General features: G+C 72.1%; 13 protein-coding genes. 7 read left to right on the forward strand and 6 right to left on the reverse strand.

Annotation, left to right across the window (positions count from 1 at the left end; genetic code table 11):
* Positions 1–4: 4 nt before the first annotated feature.
* From ACIHFB_RS27740 to ACIHFB_RS27755, 4 genes are read left to right on the forward strand one after another with little or no spacing between them, the layout of a single operon-like run.
* Positions 5–889, forward strand: a complete 885-nt coding sequence (locus ACIHFB_RS27740; protein ID WP_365282971.1) for a MoxR family ATPase — start codon at positions 5–7, stop codon at positions 887–889.
* On the forward strand, positions 886–2,013 hold the full coding sequence (locus tag ACIHFB_RS27745; RefSeq protein WP_400128232.1) for a VWA domain-containing protein: 1,128 nt from the start codon (positions 886–888) through the stop codon (positions 2,011–2,013). The genes ACIHFB_RS27740 and ACIHFB_RS27745 overlap by 4 nt, the downstream gene beginning before the upstream one ends.
* Entirely contained in the window at positions 2,006–3,109 is a 1,104-nt protein-coding gene (locus tag ACIHFB_RS27750) for an XdhC family protein (RefSeq protein ID WP_400128233.1), read from the forward strand. Before ACIHFB_RS27745 ends, ACIHFB_RS27750 begins: the two co-directional genes overlap by 8 nt.
* 11 nt (positions 3,110–3,120) lie before the next feature.
* A complete protein-coding gene (locus ACIHFB_RS27755; protein ID WP_400128234.1) occupies positions 3,121–3,729 on the forward strand; it encodes an SRPBCC family protein in 609 nt (202 codons plus the stop codon).
* A gap of 43 nt (positions 3,730–3,772) precedes the next feature.
* Here the strand turns inward: ACIHFB_RS27755 and ACIHFB_RS27760 are convergent, their stop codons facing one another.
* Complete coding sequence (locus tag ACIHFB_RS27760) at positions 3,773–4,273, reverse strand: metallophosphoesterase family protein (protein ID WP_400128235.1); 501 nt, start codon at positions 4,271–4,273, stop codon at positions 3,773–3,775.
* Between the two features lie 137 nt (positions 4,274–4,410).
* Here ACIHFB_RS27760 and ACIHFB_RS27765 point away from each other — a divergent pair, with 137 nt between their 5' ends.
* The gene (locus ACIHFB_RS27765; protein WP_400128236.1) at positions 4,411–6,351 is read left to right on the forward strand and encodes a glycosyltransferase family 2 protein; all 1,941 of its coding nucleotides are present in this window, start codon (positions 4,411–4,413) and stop codon (positions 6,349–6,351) included.
* Between the two features lie 4 nt (positions 6,352–6,355).
* Positions 6,356–6,958, forward strand: coding sequence for a dTDP-4-dehydrorhamnose 3,5-epimerase (gene rfbC / locus ACIHFB_RS27770; protein ID WP_365282722.1), 603 nt, complete (start codon positions 6,356–6,358; stop codon positions 6,956–6,958).
* Here rfbC and ACIHFB_RS27775 read toward each other — a convergent pair.
* The 5 genes from ACIHFB_RS27775 to ACIHFB_RS27795 are packed head-to-tail and all read right to left on the reverse strand — an operon-like array spanning position 6,948 to position 13,156.
* Positions 6,948–7,751, reverse strand: coding sequence for a class I SAM-dependent methyltransferase (locus tag ACIHFB_RS27775; protein ID WP_365282721.1), 804 nt, complete (start codon positions 7,749–7,751; stop codon positions 6,948–6,950). The genes rfbC and ACIHFB_RS27775 overlap by 11 nt on opposite strands.
* Complete coding sequence (gene rfbD, locus ACIHFB_RS27780) at positions 7,748–8,623, reverse strand: dTDP-4-dehydrorhamnose reductase (protein WP_365282720.1); 876 nt, start codon at positions 8,621–8,623, stop codon at positions 7,748–7,750. The genes ACIHFB_RS27775 and rfbD overlap by 4 nt, the downstream gene beginning before the upstream one ends.
* Positions 8,620–9,591: a dTDP-glucose 4,6-dehydratase gene (gene rfbB / locus ACIHFB_RS27785; RefSeq protein ID WP_365282719.1), complete on the reverse strand. Its 972-nt coding sequence runs from the start codon at positions 9,589–9,591 to the stop codon at positions 8,620–8,622. The genes rfbD and rfbB overlap by 4 nt, the downstream gene beginning before the upstream one ends.
* Positions 9,588–10,655: a glucose-1-phosphate thymidylyltransferase gene (locus ACIHFB_RS27790; protein ID WP_365282718.1), complete on the reverse strand. Its 1,068-nt coding sequence runs from the start codon at positions 10,653–10,655 to the stop codon at positions 9,588–9,590. The genes rfbB and ACIHFB_RS27790 overlap by 4 nt, the downstream gene beginning before the upstream one ends.
* Before the next feature lie 44 nt (positions 10,656–10,699).
* Positions 10,700–13,156 carry a SpoIIE family protein phosphatase gene (locus ACIHFB_RS27795; protein ID WP_365282717.1) on the reverse strand — a complete coding sequence of 819 codons (2,457 nt, stop codon included), beginning with the start codon at positions 13,154–13,156 and terminating at the stop codon, positions 10,700–10,702.
* Positions 13,157–13,318: 162 nt separating this feature from the next.
* On the opposite strand from ACIHFB_RS27795, the gene ACIHFB_RS27800 reads away from it, so the two are divergent.
* Entirely contained in the window at positions 13,319–15,469 is a 2,151-nt protein-coding gene (locus ACIHFB_RS27800) for a SpoIIE family protein phosphatase (protein WP_365282716.1), read from the forward strand.
* Positions 15,470–15,504 lie beyond the last annotated feature (35 nt).

Genomic DNA, 15,504 nt, shown 5'->3' on the forward strand with positions numbered 1-15,504 from the left:
GCCGATCACGCACATCGACGGCCCGGCGCAGGTGCGGGCCCGGCTGGAGGAGACGGGGTACCTCGTCGACGAGGGACTTGCCGTCGCCTGCTTCCTGGCCCTGCGCCTGCACCGGCCGCTGTTCTGCGAGGGGGACGCCGGCGTCGGCAAGACCGCGCTCGCGTCCGCCCTCGCCGAGGCGCTCGACGCCCCGTTGATCCGCTTGCAGTGCCACGAGGGCATCGACGCCTCGCAGGCCCTGTACGACTGGGACTTCCCGCGCCAGCTGCTTCACCTGCGGGCCGCGGAGGCGGCCGGGATCACCGACGCCGACCGGCTGGAGGGCGAGCTGTACGACCGGCGGTTCCTGATCGCCCGGCCGCTGCTGCACGCCCTGGAGACCCATCCGTCGGTGCTGCTGGTCGACGAGATCGACCGCGCGGACGACGAGTTCGAGGCGTTCCTGCTGGAGCTGCTGTCCGAGTTCTCGGTCACGATTCCCGAGCTGGGCACATTGCGTGCCGAGCGGCCGCCGGTCGTCGTACTGACCTCCAACCGCACCCGCGAGGTGCACGACGCACTCAAGCGGCGCTGCCTCTACCACTGGTTCGACCACCCCGGCTTCGCCCGCGAACTGGCCATCGTGCGACGGCGGTTGCCGGGTGTGTCGGCACGCCTGGCCGAGCAGGTGACCGCCCTGGTGCAGGCGCTGCGCGGCGAGGACCTGCTCAAACCGCCGGGCGTGGCCGAGACGATCGACTGGGCGCAGGCCCTGGACGCGCTCGGCGCGACCGAAGTGGACGCCGAACTGGCGGTGGCCACGCTCGGGTCGGTGCTGAAGTACCGGGAGGACGCGGAGCGGGCGCGGGGGCTGGATCTGACGGCGGTGCTCGCCGCACGAGGGGCGTGAGCGCCGTGCTCGCCGCGGACGCCGCCCTCCTCGGCTTCGCCCGTGCGCTGCGCGCGGCCGGCGTCGACGCGAGCACGGAACGGCTGCACGCGTTCCTGCGATCGGTGGACGTACTGCGGCCCCGGATGCGGGCGGACGTGTACTGGGCGGGGCGGCTGACACTGTGCGGGGGCCATGACGACCTGGAGCGGTACGAGCGGGTGTTCGCCGCGTACTTCGGCTCCGGCCCGCTCACCGTCGAGACGGTACGGGCCACTCCCCCGCCCCGGCTGCGCCTGGTCGTCCGGGACGCGCACGTCGGGGGCCGGAGCGCCGACGGTCGGCAGGGACCGCCCGCCGCCACCCTGGCCAGCCCCGCCGAGGTCCTCCGGCACCGCGATGTCGCCGAGCTGGACGCCGCGGAGCGCGAGCAGGTGCGCCGACTGCTGGCCGCGTTCGCACTGCGCGGGCAGACCCGGCGCACCGCGCGTCGGCGGCCGGCCCGGCGCGGGGAGGTCGATCCGCACCGGACGGTACGGGAGCTGCTGCGGCGCGGCGGGGAGCCCGCACGGCTGCGGCGGCATGCGCGGGCCGAGCGGCCGCGACGGGTCGTGCTGCTGGTGGACGTCAGCGGCTCCATGGCGCCGTACGCCGACGCGCTGCTGCGCTTCGCCCACGCCGCCGCCCACGCCGCCGCCCGCGGCACCCGCACGGAAGTGTTCACGATCGGTACCCGGCTGACTCAGGTCACCCGTGAACTGTCGCACCGCGACCCGGACTTGGCGATGACCGCGGTCGCGGCGGCCGTGCCGGACTGGCGCGGCGGCACCCGACTGGGCGAGCTGCTGCGGGAGTTCCTGAACCGCTGGGGACAGCGCGGGCTGGCGCGCGGCGCGGTGGTGGTCCTGCTCTCGGACGGCTGGGAGCGCGGCGACCCGGAGCTGCTCGCGGACCAGATGCGCCGTCTGCACCGGCTGGCCCATCGGGTGATCTGGGCCAACCCCCGCAAGGCGCGGCCCGGTTACGCACCACTGGCCGCCGGGATGGCGGCGGCGCTGCCGAGCGTGGACGCGTTCGTCGAGGGGCACAGCGTGGCCGCGTTGGAGCGGCTGGCGGCGGTGGTGAAAGGAGCCGACGATGCGTGACATCCTCCCGGTGCTGCACGGCTGGTACACGGCACGGGTCCCGTTCGGGCTCGCCACGGTCGTCGCCACGAGCCGCAGTGCGCCGCGCGATCCCGGTGCGGCCATGGCCGTGGGCCCGGACGACGAGGTCGTGGGCAGTGTGTCCGGCGGCTGTGTGGAGGGGGCCGTCTTCGAGCTGGCCCAGGAGGTCGTGGCGAGCGGTCAGGCCCGGCTGGAGACCTTCGGTTACAGCGACGAGGACGCGTTCGCGGTCGGGCTGACCTGTGGCGGTGAGATCACTCTTCTCGTGCGTCCCGTGACGGCCGCCGTGGACCCCTCCTTCGCCGCGGTCGCCGAATCGGTCGCCGCGCACCGCCCGGTGACCGTCGCCACGGTGACCGACGGGCCCGCGCTGCGCGGGGCCACGCTCGCCGTCTGGCCCGACACGGTGTCCGGCACGCTGGGCGCCGAGGGCCTGGACGTGGCCGTCACCGCCGACGCCCGCGGCGAACTCGCCCTCGGGGCAACGGGATTGCGCCACTACGGCCCGCGCGGGGAGCGGCGCGAGGACGCCGTCACGGTGTTCCTGCACTCCTTCGCCCCACCCCCGAGGATGCTGGTCTTCGGCGCCATCGACTACGCGGCGGCGGTCGCCCGCATCGGCGACTTCCTCGGCTACCGGGTCACCGTCTGCGACGCCCGCCCGGTCTTCGCCACGCCGAAGCGCTTCCCGGCGGGAGTGGAGGTGATCGTGGACTGGCCGCACCGCTATCTACGGTCCACCGACACCGACGAGCGCACGGTGATCTGCGTGCTCACCCACGACCCGAAGTTCGACGTACCGCTGCTTCAGGAGGCGCTGCGCCGGCCGGCCGCGTACATCGGGGCGATGGGCAGCCGCCGTACGCACGACGACCGCACGAAACGACTCACGGAGGCCGGATTCACCGAGCGCGAGCTGTCCCGGCTGCGCTCGCCGGTCGGGCTCGACCTGGGCGCCCGTACGCCCCAGGAGGTCGCCGTGTCCGTCGCCGCCGAGATCGTCGCGCTGCGGTGGGGCGGGACGGGGGCCCCACTGGCGGGGACGGCCGGGGCCATCCATCCGCAGAGAGCGTGAAGGAGGAAGTCATGGAGCTGCACCACGAGTTCACCGTGCCCGTCTCGGTCGACGACGCGTGGCGGACGCTCCTCGACATCGAGCGGGTCGCGCCGTGCATGCCGGGGGCGAGCGTCGAGGAGTACGACGGCAAGACCGTGACCGGTTCGGTGAAGGTCAAGGTCGGTCCGATCACCGTGACCTACAAGGGCACGGCCGTCTTCGAGGAACAGGACGAGTCGGCGCACCGCATGGTCCTGATCGCCAGCGGCCGGGAGACCCGCGGCCAGGGCACCGCACGGGCCACGGTGACGGGCACGCTGAGTGAACGCGACGGCGGTACGGCCGTGTCGGTACGCACCGATCTGACGGTCACCGGACGTCCGGCGCAGTTCGGGCGGGGGGTCATGGCAGAGGTCGGCGACCGGATCGTGGGCCAGTTCGCCACGTGTCTCTCCGAACGGCTGGGCGAGTCGGCGGGCGCCGAGGAGGCCGAGGAGTACCCGGACGAGCCACTGGACGTGTTCCGCATGATCGGGGTACCGGTCGCCAAGCGGGCAGCCGGGGTGGTCGGGGCGGTGGCCGTGGTGGTGCTGGTCGTCGTGGGCGTACGACGGGCCCTCGGGCGCGGTCGGACCTGATCTCGGCGGCAGCGTCCCCCCACGGCGTCGAAGACCCGCAGGCTCAGCGCACCGGCAGCCGGTGCAGCTCCACGTCCCGGAGGTCGCCGTCGGTCACCGTCGCCGTCATGTAGGTGCAGTGCGGCTGGCGTCGCCGGTCGGTCGGGGAGCCGGGGTTGAGCAGGCGCAGGCCGCTCGGGGCGGTGGTGTCCCACGGGATGTGACTGTGGCCGAAGACCAGCACGTCCAGGTCGGGGAAGCGCGCCGCGCAGCGGGCCTCCCTGCCCTGGGCGGGGCCCGTCTCATGGACGGCTCCGAAACGCAGGCCGCCCAGTTCCGCGTAGGCGACCTCGGGGAGCCGGGCCCGCAGATCGGGGCCGTCGTTGTTGCCGTACACACCGATCAGTCTGCGACTGTGGGTCTCCAGCAGGTCGAGCGTGGCCGCGTCGACCCAGTCGCCTGCGTGGAACACGACGTCGGAGTGCGCGAGTTCGGCGATCAGCCGCGCGGGCAACGCCTTGGCACGCTTGGGGAGATGGGTGTCGGACATCAGAAGCAGGCGCACGTCGTCAGCCTAAGCCGCGATGATCGGCGCCACGCGGTTGACCCTGCGGGCGTCGACCCGGGCAAACGGGTTAGCATCGGGCAACGCTCACCGTGCCACAGTGGAAACGGGAAGCGAACTAAGGGGGCTTCAACCGGATGCCGGTCAAAGTCAGCGTGGTCATCCCGGTGTACAACCCCGGGCCGTATGTCGAGGACTGCATCGCCTCGCTGCTCAGGCAGTCGCTGCCGCCCGACGAGTACGAGGTGATCTTCGTCGACGACGGCTCCACCGACGAGACCCCGGCCCGCCTCGACGCACTCGCCGCCGACCGCCCGGACCTGGTCCAGGTGATCCATCAGGAGAACTCCGGCTGGTCGGGCAAGCCCCGCAACGTCGGCATCGCGGCCGCAAAGGGCGAGTTCGTGATGTTCGTCGACAACGACGACTACCTGGGCGACGAGGCCCTGGAGCGGATGTACGACTACGGCGTGGCCAACGGCGCCGACGTCGTCGTCGGAAAGATGGCCGGCAAGGGTCGCGGCGTCCCGGTGGAACTTTTCCGCCGCAACCACCCGCACGCCACCGTCGAGAACGCCCCGCTGATCGACAGTCTCACCCCGCACAAGATGATCCGCCGTGACTTCCTCGACCGGATCGGCCTGCGCTTTCCCGAGGGTCGGCGACGGCTTGAGGACCATGTCTTCATCGCCGAGGCGTATGTGCGCGCGGACAACGTCTCGGTCCTCAGCGACTACGTCTGCTACTACCACGTCAAGCGGGACGACGCCTCGAACGCCGGCTTCCAGCGCTTCGACCCCGCCGGGTACTTCAAGAACCTCCGCGAGGCGCTCGATGTCGTCGACCAGTACACCGAGCCGGGGCCGGTACGGGATCGGCTGCACCGCCGCTGGCTGCGGGTGGAGATCGTCGAGCGGATGCGCGGACGCCGGCTGCTGGCGATGCCCGCCGAGTACCGCAAGGAGTTGTTCGACGAGATGCGCGGCGTCATCGTGGAGCGCTTCGGCCCAGGTGTCGCGGCCGGGCTCCCGGCGACCCAGCAGGTCGTCGCCGCGCTGATCGCCGCCGACCGGTACGCCGACGTCGAGGCCTTCGCCGAATGGGAGGCCGCCGTCGTACCGAAGGGCGCGCCGAAGGGCGTGGCCTGGCAGGACGGCAAGCTGCGGATCGACTTCACCGCCGAGTACCACTCCGGCCGGACGCCGCTGCTGCTGCCCGCCGACGGGGCCCGCGCGCCGCTGGAGGGGCCGCCGCAGGACGTGTCGGAGGCGGTCGCGTGGGTGGGCGTGGACACCGTCGCCCGGTTCGGCGAGGCCCGGGTCGATCTGCTGCTGCGCGAGCGGTCCAGTGCCGCCCAGTACTTCCAGCCGGTGGAGTTCACCCGCGAAAAGCTCCCGGAAGGCGAGAGCGTCCGGCTGGTGCTGCGCGCCACGGGCACCGTGGATCCCACCACAGCGACGGGCGACGCCCCGCTGTCCGGCGGTGTGTGGGACGCGTTCGTCCGCGTCCGGCTGGGCGGCTGGACCAAGGAGTGCCGGCTCGGCCCGGTCTCCCGGGAGACGGGTCCGACCCCGCCCGCAGGCGTCGTCGGCGGCCGTGTGGTGCTGCCGTACTGGACCGATCCGCACGCCAACCTCTCGCTGGACGTCGACCGCGCGACCAAGCGCCTCGGCCTCGGCGACCTGCCGACGGACGGCGTCTCGGTCTCCGGCGGGCGGCTCCGGGCGACGCTGCCGCTGTACGTCGCCGGTGACACGGACGTGCTGCTGCGCCTCGACGCCGGCGCCGCGGCCACGGGCGCCGTCGATGTGCCGGGAACCCTGTCCGCGGACGGATCCGGAGCACGGCTGGAGGCCGCCCTGCCCGGCCACGGCGTGAAGGGCACGACCTGGCGGGTGGCGATCAGCCCGAGCGTCGCCGAGCCGCGCTTCCTGCTGCTGCCGTTCACGCTCAGGGCGGGTGTCGGCGGAGTCCGCGTGGTGCGCAAGCAGCCTCCCAGCGTGCTGCGGCGGCTGCGGCGCGAGTTCGGCAGGGCCGTACGGAAGGCGGCGGCCAGGATCAGGGATCGAAAGGCGTGACGGCATGCGACCACTGGGGATCACGGGCGCCTGGGTACTGGAGCCCAAGGTGTTTCCGGACGAGCGGGGCAACTTCCACGAGTGGTACCGCGGCGAGGAGTTCCGCGAGGCCACCGGCTACGACCTGACCCTCGCCCAGGCCAACTGCTCGGTCTCCCGCCGAGGCGTGCTGCGCGGCCTGCACTTCGCCGATGTACCACCCGGCCAGGCCAAGTACCTCACGTGTGTGCGCGGGGCCGTGCTCGACGTGGTGGCCGACATCCGCGTGGGGTCACCGACCTTCGGGCAGTGGGAGGCGGTACGGCTCGACGACGACACCCGGCATGCCGTGTTCCTCGCGGAAGGGCTCGGGCACGCCTTCATGGCGCTCACCGACGACGCCACGGTGGTGTACCTGTGCTCGACCGGGTACGCCCCCGGGCGCGAGCACGGGGTGGATCCGCTGGATCCGGATCTGGGGATCGAGTGGCCCCGGGACATCCCGCCGGTGCTCTCCGAGAAGGATGCACAGGCGCCGTCGCTGGCGGAGGCGGAGCGGTCCGGGCTGCTGCCGTCGTACGAGGACTGCTCCGCCCACTACCGGCGGCTGCGCGGGCTCAGCGACTGACGCTGAGCTGCTCCAGGCTGCGACGCAGGGGCTCCCAGCCGCGGGACCGCTTGGTTCCGCGGTTGCGGGCCCGCACGAGCGGGGCCCAGAAGCCGGAGCCCACCAGCGTCTCGGGCGTCACCGCGGAGGCCCGTTCCAGAACCGTCTCCGGCACCTTCTGCGGGTCGGGGACGACGTACTCGGCGACGATCTCGTCGTACTTGTCCTTCAGGACGGTGTTGCCGGGGTCGGCGCCGAAAACGACGAGCTGGCCGGTCGGCTGGGTGTCGACGAGGACCGTCACCAGATCGGGCCGGTACCGGTTCAGCACCTCGATCATCTTGTAGACGTCGCCGGTCCAGGCGTTGGTGTGCCGGTCCCGGGCCGCCTCGTCGACGCTGCGCGGCAGCATGTCGTCCAGGACGATGACGCTCGCCCAGTCGGAGTGCTTCTCGACGTTGATGAAGTCGCGCAGCGCGTACTCGAAGAGGTGCATGCCGTCGATGAACGACAGATCGAGGGTGGTGCCCCGCCAGTAGCCGAACGGGCTGCGGTTGCGGGCCAGGTTGCGCAGCGGGTGCCGGCCGCCCTTCAAATGCCCCAGCGGGTTCTGGCGGGCGAAGAAGTCGTCGCTGGTCGCCTTCGCCAGATGGACGTCGCAGCGGATCTCCGAGACCACCTTGAACGCGGGATCGATCGCGATGCTGGGCACTCGCGACAGTGTCAGGCTGCGGCCGTCGTTGACACCGATCTCCAGGTAGTTGCGGTTCGCGCTGACCTTGTGGAGTTCCCGCAGGAACTCATGACGTTTCACGACGTAATCTCCTTGCGAATCAGGGGCATTGCTTCATTCAGGGCGGCACGCCAGTCGCGCGGGACCGGCAGCCCGATCTGCTGCCACCGGCCGTGCGCGAGCACGCTGTAGGCAGGGCGCGGCGCGGGCCGGGGGAAGGCCTCGGTGCCGGTGGGGCGCACCCGGTCCGGGTCGGCGCCGAGGAGCCGGAACACCTCCCGGGCCAGTTCGTACCAGGTGGCGTCGCCGGAGCTGGTGGCGTGGAACACGCCGTGCACGGCGGGGCCGACGCGGGGTCCGAGGTCGGCGATCGTCGCGGCGACGTCGGCGCTCCAGGTGGGCTGTCCACGCTGGTCGTCGACGACGTCGAGGGTGTCCCGACGGGCCTCGAGCTCGATCATCGTACGGACGAAGTTGCGGCCGTGGACGCCGTACAGCCAGGCGGTGCGCACCACGGCACCCGCGGCCGGGAGTTCCTCCAGCACAGCCCGCTCCCCGGCCAGTTTGGTGCGGCCGTACGCGGTGCGCGGGGCGGGCGGATGGTCCTCCGCGTAGGGGGTGCCCATGTCGTCGCCGGCGAAGACGTAGTCGGTGGAGACGTGGACCAGCCGGGCGCCGCCCGCCGCGCAGGCGCGGGCCAGCAGCCGTGGTCCGTGGCCGTTGATCCGCAGGGCCCGCTCCTCGTCGGTCTCGGCGTCGTCGACGGCCGTGTACGCCGCGCAGTTGACGACCACGTCCGGGCGGTGCTCGGCGAAGGCGGCCGATACGGCGTCGGGCACGGTGATGTCGAGGGCGGCGCGGTCCAGGGGGATCACCGGCTCGCCCCGTCCGCGGAGTTCCTCGACCAGGTCGCGACCGAGCATCCCGCCCGCCCCGGTGACCAGCCACTTCATACGCGCTCCCCGCCGACGCGCCGCTTGAGCGGTTCCCACCAGGCGCGGTTCTCGCGGTACCAGGCGACGGTGTCGGCGAGGCCGGTAGCGAAGTCGTGCCGCGGTCGGTAGCCGAGCTCGGAGCGGGCCTTGCCGCAGTCCACCGAGTAGCGCAGGTCGTGGCCCTTGCGGTCCTCGACGTGTTCCACCATGGCCCAGTCCGCGCCGCAGGCCTCCAGGAGCAGGCCGGTGAGTTCCTTGTTGCTCAACTCGGTGCCGCCGCCGATGTTGTAGACCTCGCCGGGGCGGCCCTCGGTGCGGACGAGTTCCACGCCCTGGCAGTGGTCGTCGACGTGCAGCCAGTCCCGGACGTTGAGGCCCTCGCCGTACAGCGGGACCTTCTTGCCGTCGAGGAGGTTGGTGACGAACAGCGGGATGACCTTCTCGGGGAACTGGTGCGGGCCGTAGTTGTTGGAGCAGCGGGTGACCCGCACGTCCAGGCCGTGGGTGCGGTGGTAGGCGAGGGCGAGCAGGTCGGAGGAGGCCTTGGAGGCGGAGTAGGGCGAGTTGGGGCTCAGCGGGTGGTCCTCCGGCCACGATCCGGACGCGATGGAGCCGTAGACCTCGTCCGTGGAGACGTGCACGAACGGGCCGATGCCGTGCCGCAGTGCGGCGTCCAGCAGGGTCTGGGTGCCCAGGACATTGGTGCGTACGAAGTCGGCGGCGCCGCTGATCGAGCGGTCCACATGGGACTCCGCCGCGAAGTGCACCACCTGGTCGGCCTGGGACATCAGCTTGTTCACGAGTTCGGCGTCGCAGATGTCGCCCTGCACGAACTCCAGCCGTGGATGGTCGAGTTCGAGGTTGTCGAGCGTGCCCGCGTAGGTGAGCTTGTCGAGCACCGTGATGTCGGGCCCGTCCGCGGCGAGCAGATTGCGGACGTACGTCGAACCGATGAACCCGGCGGCGCCGGTGACGAGGAGGTTCATGTATGGATCTGCACCTTGCTGTGGTCTCCGAGGACAAGTCGGTGGGCGCTGGGCACATTGGGCGCCGGGGTCACCTCGACGTGCCGGCCGATCAGGGAGCTCTCGATCCGGCCCACTCCGTCGATCGAGGAGTCCCGCAGGACGATGGAGAACTCCAACTCGCTGTCGGTGATACGGCAGTTCTCCGCGACGGAGGTGAAGGGGCCGACGTACGAGTCGCTCACGACCGTGCCGGCGCCGATGATGCAGGGGCCGACGACGCGTGAGTTGACGACGCGCGCGCCCTCCTCGACCACGACCCGCCCGATGGTCTCGGAGCGTTCGTCCACGTCGCCGTCGATGCGGCGGTCGAGGCCCTCCAGGACCGTGCGGTTCACCTCGAGCATGTCGACGACGTTCCCGGTGTCCTTCCAGTAGCCCTTGATGACCGTGGAGCGGACGTCGGCGCGGGCGTCGATCAGGTGCTGGATGGCGTGGGTGATCTCCAACTCGCCGCGCCAGGACGGCTCGATGGCCCGTACGGCCTCGTGGATCATCGGGGTGAACAGATAGACGCCGACCAGCGCGAGGTCGCTCTTGGGGTGTTCCGGCTTCTCCTCCAGGCCGATCACCTGCCCGGACGCGTCGAGTTCGGCGACGCCGAAGGCGCGCGGGTCGGGGACGTGGGTGAGCAGGATCTGGGCGTCGGGGCGGTTTCTGCGGAAGCCGTCGACGAGGTCGGTGATGCCGCCGACGATGAAGTTGTCGCCGAGATACATCACGAAGTCGTCGTCGCCGAGATAGTCACGCGCTATCAGCACCGCGTGGGCCAGTCCGAGCGGTTGTTCCTGGGGGATGTAGGTGACCTTCAGGCCGAAGGTCGATCCGTCGCCGACCGCGTCCTGGATCTCGGCCGCGGTGTCGCCGACGATCATGCCCACCTCGGTCACGCCGGCGGCGGCGATGGACTCCAACCCGTAGAACAACACAGCCTTGTTGGCCACCGGGACGAGTTGCTTGGCCGAGGTGTGGGTGATCGGCCTCAACCGCGTACCGGCGCCCCCGGACAGTACGAGAGCCTTCATCGGTTCACCATAGCCTCGATCGGCGGAAAGGGAACGTTAACCCTTTATTTGTTCCCCTCCAGAGTGATCTCGCTCCACACCTGCTTGCCACCGCTGACCGGGACGGTCCCCCAGGCCGCCGACATCGCCTCGACCAGGAGGAGGCCGCGACCGCCGGTGGCCTCCCAACCGATGCTGGTCGGCTTGACGGGGGTGCGGGGCGAGGCGTCGGCGACCGCGACGCGCAGCCGGTGGTTGACGAGGGTGAGGTCGAGACGTACCTGGCCGTCGGTATGCACGAGAGCGTTGGTGACGAGCTCGGAGACCACGAGCTGAACGGCGTCCTGTTCCCCGGTCACGCCCCAGGTCCGCAGGGTGCGCCGGGTGAAGCGGCGGGCGTGCCGGACGGCCTCGGGCACGCGCCACACCGTCCAGCTCTCCCTCAGCGGGAGCACGGCCATGCCGTCGTAGCGCAGCAGGAGCAGGGCCACGTCGTCGCTGCGGCGGGCGTTGCCGAGAAGGGCGTCGGCGACGAGCCCGAGATGGGTGGGGTCGCAGGCGGCGAGTTCGCGCGCGAACCGGTCCATGCCCTCGTCGATGTCGGCATCGACGGACTCGACGAGACCGTCCGTGGTCAGGGCGACCAGGGTGCCGGGCTGGAGCCTGAGCGGGCTCATCGGGAAGTCGGCCTGCGTCACCACGCCGAGCGGCGGGCCGCCCTCCGCCTCGGCGATCTCCGTGCTGCCGTCCGGGTGGCGCAGCACCGGCGGCAGATGGCCGGCGCGGACGCACCAGGCGGAGCCCTCCTCCATCGCGATGTCGACGTAGCAGCAGGTGGCGAAGAGGTCGGTCTCCAGCTCCATCAGGAGCCGGTTGGCGTGGGAGACCACGACGTCGGGCGGGTGCCCCTCGGCGGCGTACGCGCGCAGTGCCGTGCGCATCTGTCCCATGAGGGTGGCGGCCGCGGCGCTGTGGCCCTGGACGTCGCCGATGACGAGGGCGACATGGTTGTCGGGCAGGGGGATCAGGTCGTACCAGTCGCCGCCGAGCTCCAGCCCCGCCGTGCTGGGCAGATAGCGGGCGACGGCTTCCGCGCCCGGCAGTCGGGGCAGACGGCGCGGCAGCAGCTGGCGCTGGAGCATGCCGACGAGTTCGTGCTCGGCGTCGAAGGCGCGGGCCCGGTTCAGGGCCTGTCCGGCGAGGCCGGCGGCGGCGGTGAGCAGGGCGCGTTCGTCGGGGCCGAAGTCGTGCGGGGTGTCCCAGCCGATCAGACAGGCGCCGGCCATGCGGCCCGCGGCGGGCAGCGGCAGCACCGCGAGGCCGCCGGGACCGACCTCGGCGAGCGCGGGCTCCAGGGCGGTGCCGGCGGGCCAGATCTGGGCGCGGCCCTCGCGCAGGGCGGCACCGAGGGTGGGCATCGCGCGCACGGGCGCGTCGGGCCACTCGGTACGCCACTCCGTGCGCCACACCTCGGGCCAGGACTCCGGTTCGGGCGGGTCGAGGACCATGACGACGAGCCGGTCGCCCTCCAGCTCGGCGAGCGCGATCCGATCGGCGCGCAGCGGTCCGCGCAGCGCCGTCACGACGGCGTGGCCGACGTCACGCACGGTCCCTGCGACGGCCAGTGCGGCGGCCAGCCGCTGTACGCGGGCCACGTCGGTGACGTCGGAGCGCAGCTTGGACGCGTCGGCGACCGTGCCCATGAGCCGGGCCGGGCGGCCCTCGCCGCCGGGCAGCAGGCGGCCGCGCAGCCGCAGCCACTTCGGCGGTCCGGCGGGCTGAAGGACCCGGAACTCCAGCTCGCGGTCGCCGATGGACATGTGGTCGGCCTCGACGACGGACATCAGGGAGGGCAGGTCCTCGGGGACGGTCAGGCCCAGAAGGGTCTCGACCCGGCCGTCGAAGTCGGCCGCGTCGAGGCCGAACAGCTCCAGGATGTCGTCGCCGACCTCGACGCGGCCGGTGTCCATCGCGAGGCTGAACTCGCCGGCGGGCAGTTCGCCGCCCTCGGCGGACGCGGCCGGGACGGGGGTGACGGCGGCGTCGGCGATCAGTTCGAGGCAGGCGCGGTCATCGGCGTCGTAGCCGTCGGGGCTGTCACTCAGGGCGACGAGACAGCCACCGCCGTCGCCCTGTACCGGCAGGGCGGCCAGGAAGAAGTCCCGGGAGGGCACCCGCCGTGACTCGGGGCCCTCGGCGAGTTCCTGCGGGCCGAGCCACACGGGCCGGCCCGTGCGGTGGACGTCGGCCACCGCGGACCGTCCGGACACCGGATAGCTGTCGCGTACTCCGTACAGCGTCCTGGGCACCCCTGCCGACTCCACCAGGCACAGCATCTCGCCGTCCTCGCTCGGGGTGTACACGGCGGCGAACGACGCTCGGGCGAAGACGAGTACCTGTTCGAGGATCCGCCGCAGCCGATCGGGCGAGTCGGCATCGGCCGTGAGCGTCTTGAGAGCGGATTCGGCACGCAGGGTTCGCGTTCCGCGTCCCGCATCGCCCTCAGTGACCACGTCCGTCATTACAGCGCGTATGGGGCGCTTACGCAGCCCCTGTGACCGTTCGATGCGACAGCGCCTTCACGCATGCGTACCGCTCCTTGATCGTGATGCGCTCGCCGTGCGGGACGGCCCGGCAGGAGAGAGATTTGATCCCGGGACCCGTCAGCGCGGCCGTGCGAGGAGGTGGTCGGCGTGTCGGACGGGCAGCAGTGGTCCGCCCAGGCGCCGGCGGCCGCGAGAACGCGGGTCGGCCGTCCGCTGCTGTCGCTCGCGCTGGCGTCGATGATGGACGAGGTCCACGCGCACTCCGGCGCGGTGTATCTGCTGGCCGCCGACGAGCCGGTGCTGGAGATGGCGGTCATGGCGGGACTGCCCCGCGCGTTCGCCGCCCCGTGGGAGCGGGTGGGTCTGAGCGCCCCCATTCCGGTGTCGGAGGCGCTGCGCGAACGGCGGCTGGTCTGGGTCGGCGGCGAGGAGGAGATGGCACGCCGCTATCCCCGTATCGCCGTGGTGCTCCCCTATCCGTTCGCGCTGGCGGCGCTGCCGGTGGCAACGTCGTCGACCAATTACGGGGCCGTTTTCGTCACCTGGCCCGGCGCGCATCCGCCGGAGCTGTCCGACCGTGAGCGGGACCATCTGACCGCCGCCTGCGACCGGCTCGCGGTGCGACTGGAACGCGCCGTGCAGGACAACCGCCCGCCGCACCACGAGCCGGATCTGCTCGCGGCGCCGCTGGCCGGCGGGACGGCCACCACGCTCGGCACCGTCGAGGCGGCGCGGATGGTGGCGCGGCTGCCGTACGGGCTGTGTTCGCTCGATCTCCACGGGCGGATCTGTTTCGCCAACGCGGCGGCGGCCGAGCTGATCGGGGTGCCGGTGAGCGGGCTGCTGGGCACGCCGCTGTGGGCGGCGGTGCCCTGGCTGAACGACCCCGTGTACGAGGACCGCTACCGGGCCGCGCTGCTCAGCCAGCAGACCACGTCGTTCGTGGCGCTGCGGCCTCCGGGCGACTGGCTGTCGTTCCGGATGTATCCGAGCACGACCGGGCTGAGCGTGCGCATCAGCCGGGCGCGGGCCGTCGCCGAGATGAGCAGAAGCGGGCCGCAGCCGGGCGACGCTCCCTCCCGGCTGGTCACCATCTCCCAGGTACTGAGCCTGGCCGGCGCGCTCACCGAGGCGGTGAGCGTGCAGGACGTGGTGCAACTGGTCGCCGACGAGATCGCACCGGCGGTGGGCAGCCAGGCCCTGGTGGTCCTCGGCTCGCGTAGGGGCCGGTTGCATGTGCTGGGGCATCGGGGCTACCCAGACCCGCATGTCGTGGAGCGGTTCGACGGGCTGCCGCTGGCCGAGCGGACGCCGGGCACACATGCCCTGATCAGCGGGGTACCCGCGTTCTTCGAGTCCCGGCAGCACATGGAGCGGCTGTATCCGGTGCGGCACGCGACCCCGGACGGCTTCGCGGCCTGGGCCTATCTGCCGCTGATCGCCTCCGGCCGGCCGGTGGGCACCTGTGTGCTCGCCTACGCCGAGCCGCACCCCTTCCCCGCCGACGAACGGGCCGTACTCAACAGCCTGGGCGGGCTGATCGCGCAGGCGCTGGAGCGGGCGCTGCTCTACGACGCCAAGCACCAGCTCGCCCATGGACTTCAGGCGGCGCTGCTGCCGCACTCGCTGCCGCGGCTGCCCGGCATCGACGCGGCGGCGCGCTATCTGCCGGCGACCCGGGGCATGGAGATCGGCGGCGACTTCTACGACCTGGTGCCGACCCGGCCGCTGGCCGCCGCGGTGATCGGGGACGTGCAGGGGCACAACGTGACGGCGGCGGGGCTGATGGGGCAGCTGCGTACCGCGGTGCGTGCGTACACGGCCGTCGGTCAGGCTCCCGAGGAGGTCATGCGCAGCACGAACCGGCTGATGATCGACCTGGGCGCCGACCTGTTCGCCAGCTGTCTGTATCTGCGGCTCGATCCGGCTCGGGGGCGGGCCGTGATGGCGCGGGCGGGACATCCGCCGCCGCTGCTGCGCCGGCCCGACGGGCGGGTGCGGGTGCTCGATCTGGCGGGCGGTCCGCTGCTGGGCATCGACGCCTCCGCCACGTATCCGACGACGGAGGTCGACCTCGCTCCCGGCTCTGTGCTCGTCCTCTACACCGACGGGCTGATCGAATCCCCCGGCATCGACATCGAGGACGCGCTCGCCGATCTCGGGCAGCGCCTCGGTGACGCCGGTGACCTGCCGCTGGACGAGTTGGCGGACCGGCTCGTGGAACGGAGCGCGGCGACCGAGGAACGGCTGGACGACGTGGCGTTGCTGCTGCTGCGGGCGCGGGAGTGAGAGGGCTCGATCGCCGTCAGCACGAAACATCGGTG

The sequence above is a fragment of the Streptomyces sp. NPDC051963 genome, from assembly GCF_044593495.1.
GTDB lineage: Bacteria > Actinomycetota > Actinomycetes > Streptomycetales > Streptomycetaceae > Streptomyces.